The following is a 19,152-nucleotide window of genomic DNA, read 5'->3' on the forward strand; positions in this document are numbered from 1 at the left end:
CGCTCCGCTTCATGGCCCCGAGCGAACACGTGCGCCCAGGTGAAACTCAAGTGCGTTCCCTACAATGTACGGGTTCCGTGGCGCCGGCCACGCCTCACCCCGTGACGATTGCGAGACCAGTGCCCCGACCCTTCTCCGTCATCTCACCCATGTACAACGTGGAGCCGTACGTCGCGGAGTTTCTCGAGTCTCTGGTGACGCAGTCGATCGGTCTCGACCAGCTTCAGATCATCTTGGTCGATGACGGATCGACCGACGGAACTGCAGCGGTCGCTGAGGATTTCGCACGTCGCCACGGCGACTCCATCATGCTGATCCGCAAGGAGAACGGTGGACAGGCGAGCGCTCGGAACGAAGGGCTCCGCCACGCCACCGGGCAATGGGTGACCTTCCCGGATCCCGACGATGTCCTCGACCATCGTTACTTCGAGGTCGTGTCCCACGGCCTCGCGGACGCGGCGCATCACGGGCAGGAACCGGCCATTGTGTCGACGCGGCTGCTGATGTGGTACGAGGAGACGGGGAAGGTCAAGAAGAATCACGCCCTTGACCTACGGTTCCGATCTGGTGCCCGTATTGTCGACCTCGACGAGTCCCCAGACTGGATTCAGCCGCACGCCACGTCTGGGTTCTTCCGACGTGACATCATCCGTCGGGCGGAGCTGACATTTCCCGAGAATCTGCGGCTGCGATTCGAGGACACGAGCTTCGTCTCGCGGTACCTCCTCAATACGCCGCGGCCTGTTGTGCAGTTCCTGCCCGCGGCGAAGTACCTCTACCGGCAGCGGGCTGACAGCTCGTCCACGATTCAGAAGAGCGCCAACGACCCCCGGAAGTACGTGGACACGATCGAGGTCGGCTTCCGTGGCGTGATCGAAGAGGCGATGACGCTGAAGGGAGCGGTGCCGCGCTGGGCGCAGAACATCTTCCTTTATGACCAGTACTGGATCCTCAAGAGTTCGCAGAGTGCCGCTGTTCGCAACGCGGAGTTTCCTGACGCCATGTACGAGCGGCTGAAGACCCTCGTACCTGAGTACCTCCAGCATGTCGACGACGACCTCATTTTGAACTTCCGTTTGATGCCCGTGACTCCATGGATGCGCGAGGCGCTATGGCTCGTGAAGCACGGTTCTGGACACTCAGTCGTCTATCGCGGACCCGTCGACAGCGAGCGTGGCCTCGCATCGCTGGTGTACCGATACGTCGGGGATACGCCAGATGAGCTTCTGCTCATAGGACCTGAGCGCACCCCTGCCTCAGCGATCCACGTCAAGGACCAGGGGCTTGAGTACGTTGGTCGCCCCATCGTGTGGCAGCGTACGATCTGGGTGCCAGACGACGTGGTAGTGCTCTTGACCCTCAACGGTGTGCCGATCCACCAAATTCATGATGCGCCGCGCAAATTGACACCTGCGTTCGAACTCGGATCGACATCGATTCGGGGCAGGACATGGGCCGGATCTTCGCAGCGGATCCTGACCCGAGCGGGAAAGGCGGCAAGGCGCCGATTTTCTCGAGGTGGGCTCGCGCTTGTGCGGCGCGATCTCGCAGTTCACTCGCGCTACCTCGCGCGTCGCTTTGCCGACGCCTGGGTGTTCATCGACCGCGACAACCTGGCGAACGACAGCGCAGAGGATCTCTACTGGTGGGTGCGCGATCGCCATCCCGAAGTCAATGCCTGGTTCGTCCTCCGGCGCGACTCCCCGGACTGGCCCCGCATGAACGCTGCCGGCGCCCGTCTTGTAGAGTATGGCACCGCGGAGTTCTACGCTCTCCTTATCCACGCGCAACACCTGGCATCCAGTCACGCTGACCGCTTTGTGACACATGCATTGCCCCGGAAGTACAGGCCCGGCCGATACAAGTTCACGTTCCTGCAGCATGGTGTCATCAAAGGGGATATATCCTCCTGGCTGAACGGAAAGCAGATTGACCTTTTCGTAACGTCGACCCGGGATGAGTTCGAGTACATCACGAGTCCGTCGCCGTTCAAGCACGGCACGAAGGAGGTCCGGTTGACGGGGCTTCCTCGGTTCGATGTGCTCCAATCGCGCTCAGAAGCGACTCCCGACGAAAAGAAGGATCTCGTCGTTGTCATGCCGACGTGGCGCAATTATCTCGTCAGCGGGATGGGGAAATCGTCCGGAGACCGAAATGGAATCGATGACTTCCTCGAAACGGAATATGCGAAACGGTTCTCCGAACTTTTGGGTGCCCTTGCCGTTCACCCGTCAGTGATAGAGGCAGAGTGCACGATTCTCTTCATGCCTCATCCCAACATGGGAGTTTATCTGCCGAGCTTCCCGCTCCCAGACGGTGTGGCGGTCGCCTCGTACGACGATGTGGATGTGCGCGATGTCCTGACCCGCGCACGGATGCTCATCACCGACTACTCTTCGATGGCGTTCAATGCGGCGTATATCAGGTTGCCGATGGCGTACTTCCAGTTCGATCGTGATGAGTATTTCGTCGGCCATACAGAGCGACCCGGATACTTCAAATACGAGCGCGATGGATTCGGGCCGGTCTGTGACAGTGTCCCCCAGGTTGTCTCTGCAGTGGAATCGGCGTTGCGTCAAGGTATGACAGCCGAATACGCGGAGCGGGTCGATCGGACGTTCCCGGTTCGGGATGGCCGAAACCGAGAGCGTGTCTTCGAGGCGATGCTCGACATCACGCGTCGAGCACCCCTCCGTGAACGCGTGCTCTTGAGATCCGCCACGCCGAACCCATCCGGGACATGAATGGAGAGCATGGTAGGATGGATCGCTCCGATGGTGTCCAAGCAATCCGTGCTTGCGCCGCTGCTGTCCCCAAGCGCATCGCCGTGACGATCAACTCGCTTCACACAGTCGGGCACGTTCGGAGCTTGCGTGAGGCCGCGTCTAGCCGCCACGCCGCCCGAGGAGTGCATCACGCAACCACGCGGGCAGCCGTCTTTCCCTGAACGGAAACTATGGAACTATCGATCATCGTACCGACCTATAACGAGGCACCGAATGTGGCCGAACTCGTTCGCCGCGTCGCGGCATCTGTGCAGGGGATTGATGCCGAGGTCATCTTCGTAGACGACAGCTCGGACGACACTGCCGACGTGGTTCGGTCGGTGATGGAGACCGCGTCGCTTCCAGTCAAACTCATCAAGCGGGACACACCAACGGGCGGTCTCGGCGGTGCTGTCGTGGAGGGTATCTACGCGGCGCAGGCCGACATCTGCGTCGTGATGGATGGCGACCTGCAACACCCGCCCGAGGATATCCCCAAGCTGTACGCACGCTACCGCGAGGGTGACGCGGACGTGGTGGTTGCATCGAGGTACGTCGGAGCTGGCTCCGCTCATGGGCTCGCTGACCGGTCCCGGGTGCTGGTGTCGCGCCTTTCAACTCTGGTCACGCGCGCCATGTTCCCGATCCGGCTCCGCGATGTCACCGACCCGATGACGGGATTCTTCCTGGTCGACCGGAACGCCGTGGACGTCAGGGGGCTGAAGCCACGGGGGTTCAAGATTCTCTTGGAGATGCTCGCGCGCCGCGCGGTGCGTGTCGCCGAGGTCCCATTCCACTTCGCCTCACGCTACGCAGGGGAGTCGAAGGCGTCTCTCCGTCAAGGCCTGCACTTCCTCGTCCAGCTCGCGGCGCTCCGCTTCGGCAAGATGTCTTTGTTCGCACTCATCGGCGGGTTCGGCGCGGTAGCGAACCTCGGCATCATGTGGTTCTTGATCCAGTTCGGCGTCCACTACATCCCCGCCGCGATCATCGGCGCCGAGGTGACCATCGTCGGCAACTTCCTTCTGCAGGAGCGTTTCGTCTTCCGCGACATGACCGCGGACGCGTCAGGTATATGGTCACGCTTTGCAAAGTCCTTTGCGTTCAACAATATCGAAGCGCTGGTGCGCATTCCCTTGATCGCGCTCCTCGTCAACGAATGGCACGTTTCTAGCGTCATAGCGGCGGGGATCACGCTCGCGGTCGCGTTCATTGTCCGATTCGTCTTCCACTCGCTGATCGTCTATGCACCGCGTCGGAGTTCGTCGGCAACACGCACATCCAAGATCTTGGATGAACTCGATAAGCAAGCGGCAACGCCCGGCGAGTTGTAATTCGGAATGAACGTGGCGCCTCAAACCTCCCGCGTCCGCGCGCAAGTCGATCGTCGCGAGTACGCTGCCGCGAATCTTCGCAGTCGTTGGCACTCGGCATCCCGTCGAGTGTTGGATCACATGTCACACCATGCGGTGTGGTATGTACTCGTGACCGCTGTTGCGCAGCGCATAGCGACGGTCCTTGTCCTCTTCGTCGTGGTGGGATTCGATAAGGGCTCCGCACACCTACTCGAGTGGGATGCCACCTGGTATCGGGGTATCATCACGCGCGGCTATCAGCTTGGCCGTGATGATGGTACCCCGTCCAACTTGGCGTTCTTTCCTCTGTATCCGATGACCGCGAAGCTGCTGGCTGCACTTCCATTCGTGTCGACCGGTGCTGCGATGCTCATGATCGGCATCGCGGGTGCTGTCGTGGCCGCTGTGCCGATCTTCCTCATCGGCAAGCACCTTCACTCGGTGACTGTCGGCTTCGTGCTTGCGATGCTCTGGGGGGCGATGCCACAGAGCATCGTGCTCGTGATGGGCTACCCCGAGGGCTTGTTTACAGCCGCGACGGCCTTCGGTCTGTTATTCCTGTTGCGTAAGCAACCGGTCGCGGCTGCAGTGGCGACGTGTCTAGCCGGCCTGATCCGCCCGTCTGCGCTCCCGCTGATCCTGGTGGTCATGGTGTGGTCGTTCGTGAATCTTTGCCACAAGCCGAGGCAGTGGCGCTGGTGGGTGTCGACGGGTCTTGCACCACTGGGAACCGGCGTTTACCTCATCTACATCGCGTACCGCACCGGTGACCTCTTCGGATACTTCGCGATCCAGCGCGATTGGAACCTTCGATTCGGGAAACCGTGGGAGCTCGTCCTTCAGGCGCACTACTACTTAACGACGAACGACTCTTATCTCGTGTCCATGGACATCTACCTACCCATCGTGGTCGCCTTTGTCCTTCTGGTTATCATGCTGGCTGGGCGATGGCGGTGGCCGGGATACAGCTGGATTGTGTTGTATACTATCGTCGCTGCTGCGCTTGTGGTCACGCGAGCGACGTTCTTCTGGAGCGAATCGCGCCAGTTTCTCGTTCTCTTCCCGCTCCTCCTTCCGCTCGCGACCATCAAGACCTCCCGCTGGGCGTGGGTGATCACGTTGATTGTGGGTACGGTGGCCAGCGCGTACTTCGGGACAATGCTCTTGTCGGCGTTCCAGTACTCCCCTTGAACGGTCGCGAGTCGGATATGGAGAATCATCGATGACCTTACTCAGTGTGGTGATTCCGCTGTATCGCGTTGAGCGATACCTGCCGGACCTGCTTGGCAGCCTGTCCGCGCAACGTCCGGGAGCGTATGAACTCGAGATCATCTTCGTCGATGATGGGTCCCCCGATCGTTCGGGAGAGATCGCCAAGCACTGGCTGGATCGCGCAGGCGTGCGCGGGTCGGTGATCAGGCAGGATAACGAGGGAGTGAGTGCCGCCCGCAATGCCGGGTTGGCTGCCTCCAGCGGGCACTGGGTCACCTTTCCGGACTCTGATGACTTTTTCTCGCGCGACTACTTTCATAATGTCGCCCGCTTTCTACAGCGACACGGGAGCAACGTCGCGTTTGCAACCACGCGGCTGGTCCGCCTGCGTGAGCCAGAGACCAAGCCGCGCGATGTGCACGCGCTCAAGTTCCGCTTCATGGCGGGGAATCGGCGCGTCCCCATGGCGCAGTATCCTGATTTCTTCCAGCTTAATGTCGCTTCGGCGTTCTTCAAGCGAGAGAGGATTGTGAAGCGTGAGCTTTCCTTTCGGCGTGGATTGCATGCCTCGGAAGACGCGCTGTTCGTGGCGGAGTACCTTCTTGGCGAGGACGAAGCGCCGGTCATGGGAATCGTTGCGGATGCGCGATACGTGTACCGCAAGCGTGCAGCAGGGGATTCAGCCGTCGATCAGTTCCGCAATCGGCCGGACTCTTACATCGAGCGGTTCCGCGACGGCTATGTCCCTTTGATGGTCCGCGCAGCGGCCAACGGCGCTGTTCCGGAGTGGCTGCAGTCGATGTTTCTGTACGAATGTCAGTGGATCCTGCCCGTGCAGATGACTGCTGAGGGCTATGCGCGGGTGTTGGGGTCCGCCGAGCGCGAGGTGGTGCTGGCAGTGCTGGCGGATTGCGCAAGGCATGTGAGCGAACGGCGCCTCTTCGAATACGACGCCACTGCCCTTCCGTTGGAGTCACGACTCCTTCTCCAAGTCCTCGCCGGCAGGTCGATTCCGGCGTGGGTGGGTGCACTGAGGCGGCGCGACGAGTTGCTGGTCATGACGACCGACCCTGGAGCTGTCGAGATTCGCCCCGGCGATGCGGAGTCCGTCAAAGTGGAGACGCCCGACTACTTCGGGCAGCAGGTGCTACACCGGTTGTGGGCACATGCGGGACGGGTCAACAGCGTCGTATCCGACGGTGTTACACGGCAGATTCTCTCCCGAACGGGCTGTGACACATGGGATCAGCAACAAGACAGAATGCGCCGAAGGCAGTTCAGTCAGCTACGACGTGCAATTCCCGCTCGCCGCGGCGAGGTTCGCGTGTGGAAACCTGTGCCCGGGCCCTTCGGGTCATTGTTCCATCGAACGCTGTGGAATGCACAGTTACTCACGCGGCACGCTCGCCTGCTGGCGAGCTGCCTACTCTCGAAGTGATCATGACGTCGGGCATGGTGGCGGCACGCTCACCGCCGCATCGCGGCCACCTGCACCGTGACGATCTGACCGGTCAGGTCGGATGCCGCGACGTTCAATGTCACGCGCGCCACATCCTCTGCATCCAATAACGTGTCCGCAGGCTCCTCGCCGAACGCCGCCGTCCGCATCGGGGTGTGCGTGCGCTGCGGGTTGATGCAGTTGATCCGGATTCCCTCGGCCGCCCATTCCTCGGACAAGGCCTGGGTGAGGTTCACGACACCGGCCTTCGTGGCCGAATACGTGCTGTATCCGGCACGCCCGCGGGTGTACGAACTCGAGGTGAACAGGATGATCTGCCCGCCGCTGGAGCGCAGGTGCGGGTAGGCGGCGCGACAGATCATCGCCGGTGCGGTCAGGTTGGTCTCGATGGTCAGACGCAGGTCGCGCTTGGTGGTCTCGGCCAGCGGAGCGACCTTGAGCACGCCGGCGGTGACCACCACCACGTCCACACGTCCCAGCTCGTCGGCCACGCGTCGCAGCGCCGTGCGCACCTGTTTCGCGCTGGTGACGTCGGTGCCCGTCGTCGAGCGGCTGAACTCACGCACGGTCGCCCCCGCGTTCTGCGCCTGCACGACGATGCTCGCTCCGATGCCGTAGCTGCCGCCGAACACGACGACCACCTTGCCGGTCAGGTCGGGCAGGCTCTCGGGACGGGTGTCGAGGGCGAGGGACGCCGATTGCAGCTGGAAGAGCTTGTCGGCGATGTGCACGTCGATCGGCTCGGTGACCTTCATGTTCTCGGCGGTGCCGTCGACCACGTGGATCGGCACCTCCGGCAGGTACCGGAACACCACGCCGCAGTCGTCGGTGGCGTGGAAGTCCGGGTCGGCGGATGCCAGTTCGTACGCGCGACGGATCGTCGCCAGTCGGAACGCCTGCGGGGTCTGCCCCCGGCGCAGCGTGGAGCGATCCGGGATGTCGGCGATGCGACCGTCCCCATCGATCCGGATGATGGTGTCGGCCGAGGCGATGGCCGTGTCGACGGCGTCGAAACGGTCCAGAGCCTGAACGCAATCGCTGATGATCCGCTGGTCGATGAAGGGGCGCACCGCGTCGTGCAGCAGAACCTTCGTGTCGTCACCGTCGATGGCGGCAAGGGCGAGCTGGGTGGTGTCGCTGCGCGTCGGGCCGCCGGGAAGGATGCGGCTGAGCTTGGGGAACCGGTCGGCTGAGAGCAGGTGGTCGAGCTCGCTGAGCGAGGCCGCATTCATCATGATGATGATCTCGTCGACGAGAGGGCTGGCGCTGAGCGCCTCGACCGTGTGCTCGACGATCGCCTTGCCGGCGATCTTGATGAGCTGCTTCGGGATGCCCAATCCCACACGGACCCCGATCCCTCCGGCCAGGACGACGGCGACAGTGCGGGGGCGATCGGGCATGCGTACTCCTGTGGTCGATGCGCCGGATCGCGGCGCTCTGCTCATCCTATTCGGCGGCCGTCTGGGGTGACCCCGCGGGGTAGCCCCTCCGCGATGGGGTCCGATTCGGGCGCCCCTGTTCGGGGTCCCTACTCGGTGGGTTCTGGGCGGCCGGAATCGACGGCATCGATGACCACGGCCGCGATCCGGTCGGCGCACGCGGTGGGTGCCGCAGAGGTCGGCGCCTGCACCCAGCGTGCGGCGAACGTGCGGGCAGCCTCGGCGGTGCCGGCGCCGGCGACGATGGCGCTCGCCAGTGCGGGGATGTCACGCACGATCGGGCCGGGAAGGTCGTGCCGGTAGTCCAGGTAGAAGTCGCGAGAGGCGATGTACTCGTCGAGGTCGGGGGCGAGGAAGTAGCTCGGAATCCCGAGTACGGCGGCCTCGTACAGGGCCGAGGAGTAGTCGGTGATGAACAGGTCGGCGACCTGCAGCAGCTCCTGCGTCGAGAACCCCTCGGCCACGTCGACGCCCGGGCCGAAGTCGACCGGCATCAGCGGATGCACCTTCACGACCAGGTGCACGCCGACAGCCGCCAGCGCGGCATCCAAGGCCGTCGCATCGACGGTGACGGTTCCGTCGAGCCGGAACGTCGGGGCGAACACGGCAACCCGTGCACCCTGAAGGTGCGGGTGCACCTCGTAGACACGTCGCCGGATCCGTGCAGCACGTTCGGGGTCGAGCAGGCGATCGACACGGGGGAGCGGGGCGACCGTGACCCGGGCGGGGTCGGTGCCGAACGCGTCGGCGAAGGCGGGCCGGCAGTCCTCGCCGCTGGCGAGCACGACGTCATAGCCCCGATGCATGCGCATCGCTTTCGCCAGGCGCCGGTCGCGCCCCTCGTGGTGACCCAGGATGCTGAGCCCGAACTTCTTGAACGCGCCCAACGCGTGCCAGATCTGGATGACGGTGAGTTCCGGACCGTGCCGCAGCAGGCTCGCGACCATCGCGTACGTGTCGATGACGAGCACGCGCGCCGTCGCCACGTGGTACAGCTGCGTGAGCAGGTGGAACGCGTAACCGATCTTGGCGAGATAACCCGGGGGCACCATGCGCACGAGAGTGACGATCTGCACCGACGGGTCGGCGCGCCGGATCGCCGCGGCGAGGTCGACGAAATCGTCGGGCACCGTCTCGTGCTCGCGGCTGATCATCACGACCTTGCGTCGGCGCGGCAGCAACCGCAGCGGCGCATAGGCCAGGTTCAGAGCGAAGCGCGCCGCATACGCGACCGCCACCCGCAGCGCCATGGCACCCGACGCCCGCGTCACCGTCGGCGTGCTGCCGCCGGGGGCCGCCGCCTCGGGCCTGCCGCTTTCACGCGGCGTGAGGATCAGTTCGCGGGTGATGCGCTCCGTGGAATGGCCGTCGCAGGCGCCCATGAACCGCTCGAGGAACGCGTCCTGTGCCGAGCCGGCTCGTGCCGACCGGACTGCGGATGCCAGGTGCGCCCCATCGGTGACCAGCGAGCCGCTCACGTACTCGGGGAACGGGTGATAGAAGTCCCGATCGGCGGTGTACTCCTCGAGGTCGGGGCAGAAGAAGACGATCGGCCGTCGCAGCAGCGCGTACTCGAAGATCGTCGACGAATAGTCCGTGACCAGGACGTCGGCCGCCATCAGCAGCTGCGTGATCTCACGGTCGCCGGTCACATCGACCACATCGGTGACATCCGGTCGTGCGGCGGCCAACGGCTGCACGAACGGGTGCATCTTGACGAGCACCACCCAGTCGTCGCCGAGCTCGCGGGCGAGCCCCGTCCAGTCGACGCAGTCGTAGTCGAACGTCGCCGTCAGCTGGCCGTTGCCGCGGAAGGTGGGCGCATACAGTGCGATCCGCTTCGAGTCGGGAATGCCGTAGCGGGCGCGCACTGTGCGACGGGCATCCGCGACGAAGCCCTCGTCGAAGAACACGTCCGTCCGTGCGACCCCCAGCGGCTTCACCCGCGAGAGGGGTACCCCGAACGCCTCGGCGTAGTTCTCGCGCACCGCCTCGCTGCTGACGGTGACGTCGGTGTAGTTGCGATGGATGATCGACCCCGGGGTGGGGCCCCCCGGCAGGCCCTGGCGGCTGTACCCGACCCGTTTGAACGCCCCGGCCGCATGCCACACCTGCAACAGCCGTGACTCGGGCCGGATGCGGAACGGGTAGATCAGCGGGTAGAAGTCGTCGAGGACGATGGTCTGCGCGGTGGCGGTGACCCAAGGCAGGCGAAGGATGTCACGCCAAGGTCTGCGTGCGCGCATGCTGGGCTTGAAGATGCCGATGATCTCGGCGTCCGGCTGCTGCCGCCGGACCTCGTCGCGCAGGAACGCGATGTTCCCCGAATACCCGGCCCGTGAGTCCGAGAGGAACACGATACGGTTCGGCCGCACCCGCACCAGGCGTCGCAGCAGCGCATAGCTGAGGAAGTACGGCGCCCACCGCCACTTCTGCAGGAAGCTGCTGTGACGCAGGATGCGGCGCAGACTGGGCATCGCTCGGGGCTCATCTCGGTCGGTGTTCACGGCGCCCCGATTCTATGCGAGCGGCGTGGGCGTGTGCCCGGCGCCCCGGCGCGCCTCTCGGGCCCGTCACAGCGATGTGCCGATAATCTCGACTGGTGCCCAAGACTCCTCCTGGACGCTATCGTGCGGATCGACGCGCAGCGCACGCAACACCGAGGAAGCGGCGGCGGTGGCCATGGATCACCGCCATCTGCGTGCTCGGTGTCGTCTGCGTGCTCGGTGGCGTGGTGGGGCTCTTCGTCTCTCAGGCGATGTCGGTGAAAGACGACCTCACGGCGGCGAAAGACCAACTTTCGGTGATCGCCGACGAGGTCAAATCCGGAGACGCCGTCAAGATCCAGACCGCCGGGCAGAAGATCCTCGACCTCACCCGCCGGGCCGACGATACGGTGAAGAACCCGCTGTGGGAGGTCGCCTCTGGAGTTCCCCTGGTGGGTCAGAACGTCGACGCCGTCCGCCGTGCCACAGAGGCCACGCGCATCCTCGTCGACGGTGCCCTGCCCGCCGGCATCAAGCTGCTGAGCACGCTGCAACTCGACAAAGTGTCGGTCAGCGGCGGCGGGATGGACATCACACCCATCCGTGAGGCCAGCGACTCGCTGCCGAAGATCAACGAGGCATTCAAGACCGCCCAGAGCAAACTCGACGGTGTCGACCGCAGCAAGTTGCTGCCAGCCGTCGACGACGCAATCAGCTCGCTGTTCGACGTCATGGAACAGGCGGGACCGCTGCTGCAGAATGTGCAGCACTATCTGCCGACCTTGCTCGACCTCGCCGGTGCGGACAGTAAGCGCACGTACATGCTGATCTTCCAGAACAACGCCGAAGTACGCAGTGGCGGCGGCCTCCCTGCGGCGACGGCGATCGTGAACGTCGACAACGGCAAGGCGAAACTCGCTGACCAAACTGGAACCTACAGCTTTCCCCGTGACCGTATCGTCCTCGACGTCCCTCCGGAGACCGCCTCTCTCTACGAACCCGACACGTTCATGGGCTTCGGCAACTTCTCGCGTACTCCTGACTTCCCCACCACAGCCAAGGCATTCGACGGACTCTGGCACAACGTCAGCGGCAAGCACCTCGACGGGGTCATCTCTCTCGACCCGGTCGTGCTGTCGTACATGCTCAAAGTCACCGGGCCGATCAAGACCGCCGATGGCCGCGACCTGACTTCGAAGAATGTCGTCGAGACGCTGCTGTACGACGCCTACATCCGCTACCCGGTGAACGCCGTACAGGATGCGTTCTTCGCCGACGTCGCCGCCCGGGTGTTCGACAAGATCTCATCGGGCAAGTGGGACGTCATGAAGATGCTCGATCAGCTCGAGCTCGCGGTGAAGGAGCAGCGGCTGCACGTCTGGTTCCCGCGTGCTGCCGAGCAGTCGATGGCGGTGGAACTCGGGCTCGATGGCGCGCTCGCCACCGACAACACCAAGGCCACCGAGGTCGGCATCTTCGTCAACGACGCCGCCTACAGCAAGCTCGAGTTCTTCATGAAGAACAACGTGTCGGTGACGTGCGACCCGACCGCGCGCACCGTGACGACCTCCATCACCGTCGCGAACAGCGCCCCCCTGGAGGGCATGACCAAGTACCAACTCGGCATCCGCAACAAGCGATACGGAATCCCGCGCAACAGCTTCATCCTCGATACCATCTTCTTCGCGCCGCCCGGAGGAGAGATCACCGCCGTCGACCCCCAGGGCGGAGACTCGCCGTACGACCGGCGCGTCGGCATCGAGCAGGGGCGCAATGCCGAGAGCATCCGCGTGTTCGTGCCCAGCGGTTCGACACGCACCATCTCGTTCACGAGCACTCTGCCGGCCGGGGGCCTCGGGCCCCTGTCGGTGCGGTTCAGCCCGACCGTCACCACGACGCCCGTGACCATCGCTCCGAGCTGTGGCAGCCTGTTCGCCGCCAAGTGACGGCGGTTCGCCGACGTGCCATCAGGGCTCCTCGTGAGCGACCGGTAGCGGCGCGTCGGCTGTGACATCCAGCCTCTCCCGCCACGACCGAGACTGGCCGGCGCGGACGAGGCAGATGACCAACAGCATCCAGCCGCCGCCGAACAGGGTGAAGCTTTCGAACAGCGAGTTCACCAGCAGCACGACCAGGATCAGCGGCGTCCACGCGTAGACGACCGACCGGCGCTCGCCGGCGACCAGCCAGGAGCGGATCACCGCGATGCCGGCCATCGCCACGAACAGGAACAGGCCCAGCCACCCCACCTGCAGCACCAGGTCGGCGAACGCGTTGAGCGCCGTCGAGTAGTGCTTGCCCAGCTGGAAGTTGATCGACACGAACGGGTACTGCTCGCGCGGCCACGGCCCGAACCAGCCGAACCCCTGCACCGGGTAGAACCGCACATAGAACGACAGCACCCGCCACAGGTTCGCGCGGATCGAGAAGTCCGGCCCGGCCGCGGCGATCAGCTGATGCCGGAACAGGTACGCGGCCGCCACCCCCACCACGGCCGCGGCTCCCAGGCTCCACTGCAGCGTCATGCGGTCGTGGGGCTTGGTGTGCCGCACCCACGCCAGCGCCGCCGTCGCCACACCCACCGCCGCGGCCACCGCCAGCACCGTGGGGGAGCGGCTCAGCACCGCCAGCGCCCCGCCGACCGCCACCGAGTACACCGCGACGCCGGGCCGCACCGACGCGGTGCGCCACTCGATGACGAACGTGACCAGCGCCAGCACCGCCACGAACCCCAGCATGTTGCGCGTGCCGAAGATGCCCTCCACCGGCCCGAACCGCACGATGTCGCCGGCGATGCCCAGCCAGTGCACCGGGGCGCGCGACAGGATGCCGATGAAGATCTCCATCGCCAACGAGATCGACAGCAGCCACCGCATCACATCGCCGAGCGCCCGCGCCGTCTGCAGCGTGTCGCGCACATGACCGATCACGATCGCCAGGAACGCGATCCCCATGAGCGACACCCAGCCCACCAGCGTGTCGGAGCGCGATTCGCTCCAGAACACGCTCAGCAGCGTCCAGGCCAGAAACACCACCAGCGACACCGGCACCAGCCGCAGCAGCGAGATCTCGCGGTGCCGGGCCACCAGCATCCCGAACCCCACCACGCACAGCCCCGCCACGATCGTGACGTAGGTGACCAGCCCCGCCGTCCACTGGATCGCGTGCGATGAGAAGACCGCCGCCATCGTCGTCAGCGTGAACGCCCGTGCCATGCCCGCCGACCGCAGCAGCTCGGGCAGCCAACGCCCGGGCGCCTCGTCGGTGTTCACGCCCGCGCCCCGTCCTCATCCGGCACGAGTTCGCCCCGCTCGATCGCCACCCGCTGCTCGATCGGGCCGACGCCCACCAACGGCGCCTGCTTGATCTTGAACGCCAGCATCACCACGAACATCCAGCCCCACATCAGCAGCGGCTCGGACTCGGCCATGCCCTGCACCACCAGCATCCCCGCCACGAGCGTCGGCAGCAGCGTCAGCGGCGAGTACGGCCGGTCGGCGCGCAGATCCCACCGCGGCCGGTCGACGGCGAAGAACCACGCCCGCCAGATGAACGCCAGATACAGCAGCGCCAGCAGCACCACCCCGACCGCGCCCAGCTGCATCGAGACGTCGATCCACATGTTGTGCGCCTGCGCCACCGACTGCTCGTGGTCGATGATCCATCCGTCGAAGTTCGGGTCGCTCGTCAACCAGGGCGTCGCGAACCCCCATCCGGTGACAGGATGCTCGGCGCTGCGCGCCAGCACCGCCTGCCAGATGCGCTCCCGGCCGGTCAGGTCGGCCGACCGGCCCAGCACCGAGAAGATGTGGTCGCGCAGCAGCCACGCCGTCGCCGCGCCGCCCAGCCCCACCACGGCGTACAGCGCGTAATAGACGGTGCGCGAACCCGGTCTGCGCGCGGTGCGCATCAGCAGCACCGTGCCCAGCACCACCGCCACGAACACCGCCGACAGGTACACCGTCGCCGACGACGCCCGCACCATCAAGAACGCCGCCAGCACGATCCAGCCCACCAGCAGCACCCGCCGCGGCGCCTTCGCCGCGATGCGGATCGCGAACACGATGATCGCCAGCAGGCACACCGCCGCCAGCAGGTTCGCGTTGCCCTGGATGCCCTGGATGCGCCCCCCGTTGAACAGGTTGCCCCGCACCCAGTACACGATCGGGTCGTCGGCGGGATGGGCCGGCACGACGAACCCGGGCAGGATCGGGCCGTGCACGAACAGCACCACGCCCAGCTCGAGCAGCAGCGACAGCCCCAGGCACCACTTCAACGCCGACGCGATCGCCCTCACCAGCTCACGCCAGGTGAGCACCGCCGCCACGAACAGCCCCTGCACCGTGGTCAGCACCATCAGCGCCCACGTGACGAGCGAGGTCACCGGCCAGTGCGACCAGAACACGCTCAGCCCCGCCCACACGATGTACGCGACCGGGAACCACGGCAGCCGGCGCCAGTTGACCGCCGGCCGGATCACGAGCCACAACACCACCGAGGTGACGCTGACCGCCACCGTCAGCACGGCCGCCGCCGTCTCGCCGATCGCGTTCACCCACGCCACACCCGACAGCGCCATGAACAGCACGACGATGCACCAGCCGCGCAGCAGCAGATGCCGCGTCTTCTCGCGCACCGGCGCGGTCGGCGGCGGCGACGTCGGATGCTGGGAAAGGGCGGCCATGTCGCATTCAGGCTACCCTGCGACATCGGCCGGGACGTGGCATCCGGGGCGGCGATGCCGCCGACCCCGCCACCCCGGCGACCGCGGTGCTTCGGGGTGCCGCCGCGCGCCGTGACCAGGTCGTTATGGGGCCGCGACACGCCGTCGGCGCGTCGCGAAGGTTCAACCCGAGGATGAGGCTTTAATATCCGCGACTTGACCATCTCGAATCACACCGGTGTAATTATCTGCAAGCGCGAATCGCGTGGGGGGAAAGCAGGTTGGAGAACGAGATGACGGGCGCACAGTACCGCTCAGGCGTTCCCGCAGATTGGTTCGTCGATCCGGTCGACCTCGGCGTGCCGGGCATCCGGCGCCCGGTCGACGAAGAAGACAATCCGCTCGCATGGCAGGCCGACGCGCTGTGCGCGCAGACCGACCCGGAGGCCTTCTTCCCGGAGAAGGGCGGGTCGACGCGCGACGCGAAACGCGTGTGCGCCTCGTGCGAGGTGCGCGCCCAGTGCCTGGAGTATGCGCTGCAGAACGACGAGCGCTTCGGCATCTGGGGCGGGCTCAGCGAGCGCGAGCGCCGCAAGCTCAAGCGCCGCACCGCGTAGGCCACGCGCCGAGGCGTTCGCGCACCGCGCCGGCGCGGTGGTCGGCGTCGCGGGGCGCGGCGCGTTGCGCGGGGCGCAAGTGGATGCCTCGCCTAGGCTGTCCACGTCATGCCCGCTCGAGTACACGCCATCCTCGTCGTGCGTCCCGACGCGCGCATCCCGGCCGCCCACCGCCTGGAACGGCTGCTGCAGGCGCTGGCCGCGCAGACCCGCACGGTCGCCGCGCTCACCATCGTGCTGTGCGGGGACGACGCCGACGCGGCCGCGTTCGCCGCGGCATCCGGTGCCGAAGCGGTGCTCACCGCCTCGCGCACCACCGGCTTCGCGGCCGCCGTGCAGCTGGCCGCGCGCCGCATCGACGGCGGCGCGGTGTGGCTGCTCGCCCACGACACCGTGCCCGAGCCCGACGCCCTGGAACACCTCACCGACGCGCTCGAGATCGCCCCCTCGGTGGGCATCGTCGCCCCCAAGCTGGTGCGCTGGAACGACCGCCAGCACATCGTCTCGCTGGGCGTGTCGATGACCCGTTACGGCCGCAGTGTCGGACTCGCCGACGACGAGTACGACCAGGGCCAGCACGACGCCACCGAAGACGTGCTCGGCGCCGACGTCCGCGGCATCCTCGTGCGCACCGAGGTGTGGAACGAACTGCACGGTCTCGATCCCGCCCTCGCCGGCGCCGACGAGGGACTCGACCTGGGCGTGCGCACCAGGCTCGCCGGCGGCCGCGTGGTGGTCGTTCCCGCCGCCCGCGTGGCCGTGCACGGCGACGGCGTCGCGGGCCTTCCCGGTCTGCCGGTCGAGCGCACCTTCCGCACCTGGTACATGCGCCGCCGCGCCCAGCTGCAGCGTCGCCTCGCCTACGCCCATCCGGTCGCGCTGCCGCTGCTCTGGCTCGCCCTGCTGCCGGTCGCCCTGTGGCGCACCGTCGTGCAACTGGTCGCCAAGACGCCGGGGCGGGTGCTGCCCGAATGGGGTGCCGCGTTCGCCGCGCTCGTCGGTCTGGGGGCGGTCGCCCGTGCCCGGCGCCGCATCCGAGCCGTCCGCCGCGTCGCCTGGAGTCAGCTCGCCCCGCTGCGGGTGAGCCGCGAACAACTTCGTACCGGGCTGCATCCCGACCCCGATGTGCACGACGACCACGCCCGCCGCGGCGACCTGCGCTTCTTCTCGGGCGGCGGCGCGTGGGCGGTGCTGGGCGCCCTGCTCGTTGCGATCGCCATGTTCCCCGCACTGCTGGCCTGGCCGGCCCTGGGCGGTGGCGCGCTGGCCCCGCTGCGCGCCACGGTGGGCCGGCTGTGGGCCGACGCCGCGTTCGGGCTGCGCCCCGAAGGCCTCGACCAGATCGGCCCGGCGGACCCGTTCTCGGGGCTGATCGCGCTGATCGGCACACTCTGGCCGTTCGAGCCGTCGCGGGCGCTCGTCGTGCTGTGGCTGCTCGCCCTGCCGCTGGCCGTGCTCGGCGCCTGGTTCGCCGCGACCCGCCTCACCGACCGCTCGGTGCTGCGCATCACCGCCGCCGTCGCCTGGGCCCTGGCCCCCACCTTCCTGGCCGCACTCACCCAGGGCCGGCCCACCGGCGTGCTCGTGCACCTGCTGCTGCCCTGGCTGCTCTACGCCGGATCGGTCGCCCACCGTTCGTGGGGTGCCGCCGCCAGCGCCTCACTGCTGCTGGCCGCCGTCACGGCCTGCGCGCCCTCGCTTGGCCCGGCCCTGGTGCTGCTGTGGCTGATCGTGCTCGTCGTCATGCTCACCGTGCGGCGCGGTCGCGGCGCCGCACGCGTGGCGTGGACACTCGTGCCGACGCTCGTGCTGTTCGCGCCGGTCGCATTCGCGCAGTTGCGCGCACAGAACCTGTGGGGGCTGCTCGCCGACCCCGGCGTTCCGTGGGCGGGGCCGCAGGTGGCCGCCGACGCCGCCGGCCGCGCGCTGCTGGCCGCCGGATCGCCCACCACCGACCCGGGCGGCTGGGGGGCCCTGCTGCATGCGGGCACGTTCGGCGCGTGGGCGGCCACGCTCTCACCGGCATGGATGCTCGTGCTGCTCGCCCCGCTCGGCCTGCTCGCGATCACCGCGGTGTTCACCCGGCGCTGGCTGGCCGGGGCCGTGCTGCTGCTGGTCGCCGTGCTCGGCATCGCCACCGCGTGCGCCGCCGCCGGCATCGCCGTCTCGTTCACAGACGGCGCTGCCGTCCCGCTCTGGCCCGGAACCGCCCTGAGTCTCGCGTGGGCCGGCGCGGTCGGCGCCGCCGTGCTCACACTCGACACCGGCTTCGCACTGTACGCTTCGCCCGACGCCGACCGCGCCATCGCCGCGGGGCGGCCGCGGGTGCTCGCCGCCACCGTCGTCATGCTCGCTCTGGCGGTGTTCGCCCTGCCGGCACTGACCGCCCATCTGCGCGACGAGGCGCGGTTGACCGACGGACCGGCATCCACGCTGCCCGCCTTCGTCACCGCCGAAGGGCGCAGCGACCCGAACACCGGCACCGTCGTGCTGCGGCCGCTGGCCGACGGCGGCGTTCAGGCGCAGGTGGTGTGGGGCGAATCGGCGACGCTGGGCGGCCAGTCCACCGTGCTCGACACCGCGACCGGCGTCGACGCGCGCGCCCGCGAGTTGGCGGCGCTGGCCGCCGACCTGGTCAGCCCCACCTCGTCCGACGTCGTCGCCCGGCTGCAGGCGCAGGGGATCGCGTTCGTGTTGCTGGCTCCCGCCGACGAGCACGCCGACCGCGCCCGCGCCCTGCACGCCACCGCCGAGACCGCGATGAGCCAGCGCAAGGGCCTGGGCGCCGTCGGACAGACCGACAAGGGCACCCTGTGGCGGGTCACCAGCGGCGTGAAGCCTCGGGCCGAGGCATCCGTCGCCGTCACCTCGCTGGGGCACGGCATCACCGCCGCGCAACTGATCGCCGTCGCCGTCGCACTGCTGTTGGCGGTACCCACGGCGGCATCGCGCCGCCGTGCCCGGCACACCCCGCGCGTCGTGGGCCGCCGCGAGGCGGTGCCGGTGCCGGTGCACGTCGAGACCGGCCCGTCCGCCGCCGCCGACGCGGCCCTGGTCGGCGAGGGGGATGAGTCATGACCCGCATCGGGACCAGCGCCCGGTTCGTCGCCGGGGCCGTGATCGCCGCCGCCACGGTGGCCGCAGGGGCCGCGACCG

At 67.0% G+C, this 19,152-nt stretch carries 11 protein-coding genes; 7 read left to right on the forward strand and 4 right to left on the reverse strand.

Going from position 1 to position 19,152, the window contains the following annotated elements; all coding sequences use genetic code 11:
* The first annotated feature begins 11 nt into the window (after positions 1-11).
* The 4 genes from H577_RS0112340 to H577_RS0112355 all read left to right on the forward strand — a co-directional run bounded on the left by H577_RS0112340 (position 12) and on the right by H577_RS0112355 (position 6,770).
* Positions 12-2,744: a bifunctional glycosyltransferase/CDP-glycerol:glycerophosphate glycerophosphotransferase gene (locus tag H577_RS0112340; protein WP_084516212.1), complete on the forward strand. Its 2,733-nt coding sequence runs from the start codon at positions 12-14 to the stop codon at positions 2,742-2,744.
* 212 nt (positions 2,745-2,956) lie between these two features.
* Positions 2,957-4,099: a glycosyltransferase gene (locus H577_RS0112345; RefSeq protein WP_029146209.1), complete on the forward strand. Its 1,143-nt coding sequence runs from the start codon at positions 2,957-2,959 to the stop codon at positions 4,097-4,099.
* A gap of 150 nt (positions 4,100-4,249) precedes the next feature.
* A complete protein-coding gene (locus H577_RS17120) occupies positions 4,250-5,311 on the forward strand; it encodes a hypothetical protein (RefSeq protein ID WP_156876651.1) in 1,062 nt (353 codons plus the stop codon).
* 31 nt (positions 5,312-5,342) lie between these two features.
* On the forward strand, positions 5,343-6,770 hold the full coding sequence (locus tag H577_RS0112355; RefSeq protein WP_029146210.1) for a glycosyltransferase family 2 protein: 1,428 nt from the start codon (positions 5,343-5,345) through the stop codon (positions 6,768-6,770).
* A 29-nt stretch (positions 6,771-6,799) separates the two neighbouring features.
* Here H577_RS0112355 and H577_RS0112360 read toward each other — a convergent pair whose 3' ends face one another.
* Both H577_RS0112360 and H577_RS0112365 read right to left on the reverse strand, forming a co-directional pair.
* Positions 6,800-8,191 carry a bifunctional cytidylyltransferase/SDR family oxidoreductase gene (locus tag H577_RS0112360; RefSeq protein ID WP_029146211.1) on the reverse strand — a complete coding sequence of 464 codons (1,392 nt, stop codon included), beginning with the start codon at positions 8,189-8,191 and terminating at the stop codon, positions 6,800-6,802.
* A 128-nt stretch (positions 8,192-8,319) separates the two neighbouring features.
* Positions 8,320-10,737: a CDP-glycerol glycerophosphotransferase family protein gene (locus H577_RS0112365; RefSeq protein ID WP_245570398.1), complete on the reverse strand. Its 2,418-nt coding sequence runs from the start codon at positions 10,735-10,737 to the stop codon at positions 8,320-8,322.
* Between the two features lie 251 nt (positions 10,738-10,988).
* Between H577_RS0112365 and H577_RS0112370 the strand changes: the two genes are divergently transcribed.
* Complete coding sequence (locus H577_RS0112370) at positions 10,989-12,662, forward strand: DUF4012 domain-containing protein (protein WP_156876652.1); 1,674 nt, start codon at positions 10,989-10,991, stop codon at positions 12,660-12,662.
* Positions 12,663-12,683: 21 nt separating this feature from the next.
* On the opposite strand, the gene H577_RS16435 is transcribed toward H577_RS0112370, so the two are convergent.
* Both H577_RS16435 and H577_RS0112380 read right to left on the reverse strand, forming a co-directional pair.
* Positions 12,684-13,988 (reverse strand): O-antigen ligase family protein, encoded by a 1,305-nt coding sequence (locus H577_RS16435; RefSeq protein ID WP_245570399.1) that lies wholly within the window; start codon positions 13,986-13,988, stop codon positions 12,684-12,686.
* Positions 13,985-15,400, reverse strand: coding sequence for an O-antigen ligase family protein (locus H577_RS0112380; protein WP_029146214.1), 1,416 nt, complete (start codon positions 15,398-15,400; stop codon positions 13,985-13,987). The genes H577_RS16435 and H577_RS0112380 overlap by 4 nt, the downstream gene beginning before the upstream one ends.
* A 272-nt stretch (positions 15,401-15,672) precedes the next feature.
* Between H577_RS0112380 and H577_RS0112385 the strand changes: the two genes are divergently transcribed.
* Entirely contained in the window at positions 15,673-15,996 is a 324-nt protein-coding gene (locus tag H577_RS0112385) for a WhiB family transcriptional regulator (protein WP_084516214.1), read from the forward strand.
* Between the two features lie 108 nt (positions 15,997-16,104).
* Positions 16,105-19,074, forward strand: coding sequence for a glycosyltransferase (locus H577_RS16440; RefSeq protein WP_084516216.1), 2,970 nt, complete (start codon positions 16,105-16,107; stop codon positions 19,072-19,074).
* The last annotated feature ends 78 nt before the right edge of the window (positions 19,075-19,152 follow it).

It is taken from the genome of Microbacterium luticocti DSM 19459 (assembly GCF_000422405.1).
GTDB lineage: Bacteria > Actinomycetota > Actinomycetes > Actinomycetales > Microbacteriaceae > Microbacterium > Microbacterium luticocti.

Bases quoted from the DNA above. Each gene is read 5' to 3' on its own strand.
- H577_RS0112380 (WP_029146214.1), bottom strand. From the start codon at position 15,400: ATGGCCGCCCTTTCCCAGCATCCGACGTCGCCGCCGCCGACCGCGCCG.
- H577_RS0112345 (WP_029146209.1), top strand. From the start codon at position 2,957: ATGGAACTATCGATCATCGTACCGACCTATAACGAGGCACCGAATGTG.
- H577_RS0112355 (WP_029146210.1), top strand. From the start codon at position 5,343: ATGACCTTACTCAGTGTGGTGATTCCGCTGTATCGCGTTGAGCGATAC.
- H577_RS0112340 (WP_084516212.1), top strand. From the start codon at position 12: ATGGCCCCGAGCGAACACGTGCGCCCAGGTGAAACTCAAGTGCGTTCC.
- H577_RS0112370 (WP_156876652.1), top strand. From the start codon at position 10,989: ATGTCGGTGAAAGACGACCTCACGGCGGCGAAAGACCAACTTTCGGTG.
- H577_RS16440 (WP_084516216.1), top strand. From the start codon at position 16,105: ATGCCCGCTCGAGTACACGCCATCCTCGTCGTGCGTCCCGACGCGCGC.
- H577_RS0112360 (WP_029146211.1), bottom strand. From the start codon at position 8,191: ATGCCCGATCGCCCCCGCACTGTCGCCGTCGTCCTGGCCGGAGGGATC.
- H577_RS0112385 (WP_084516214.1), top strand. From the start codon at position 15,673: ATGACGGGCGCACAGTACCGCTCAGGCGTTCCCGCAGATTGGTTCGTC.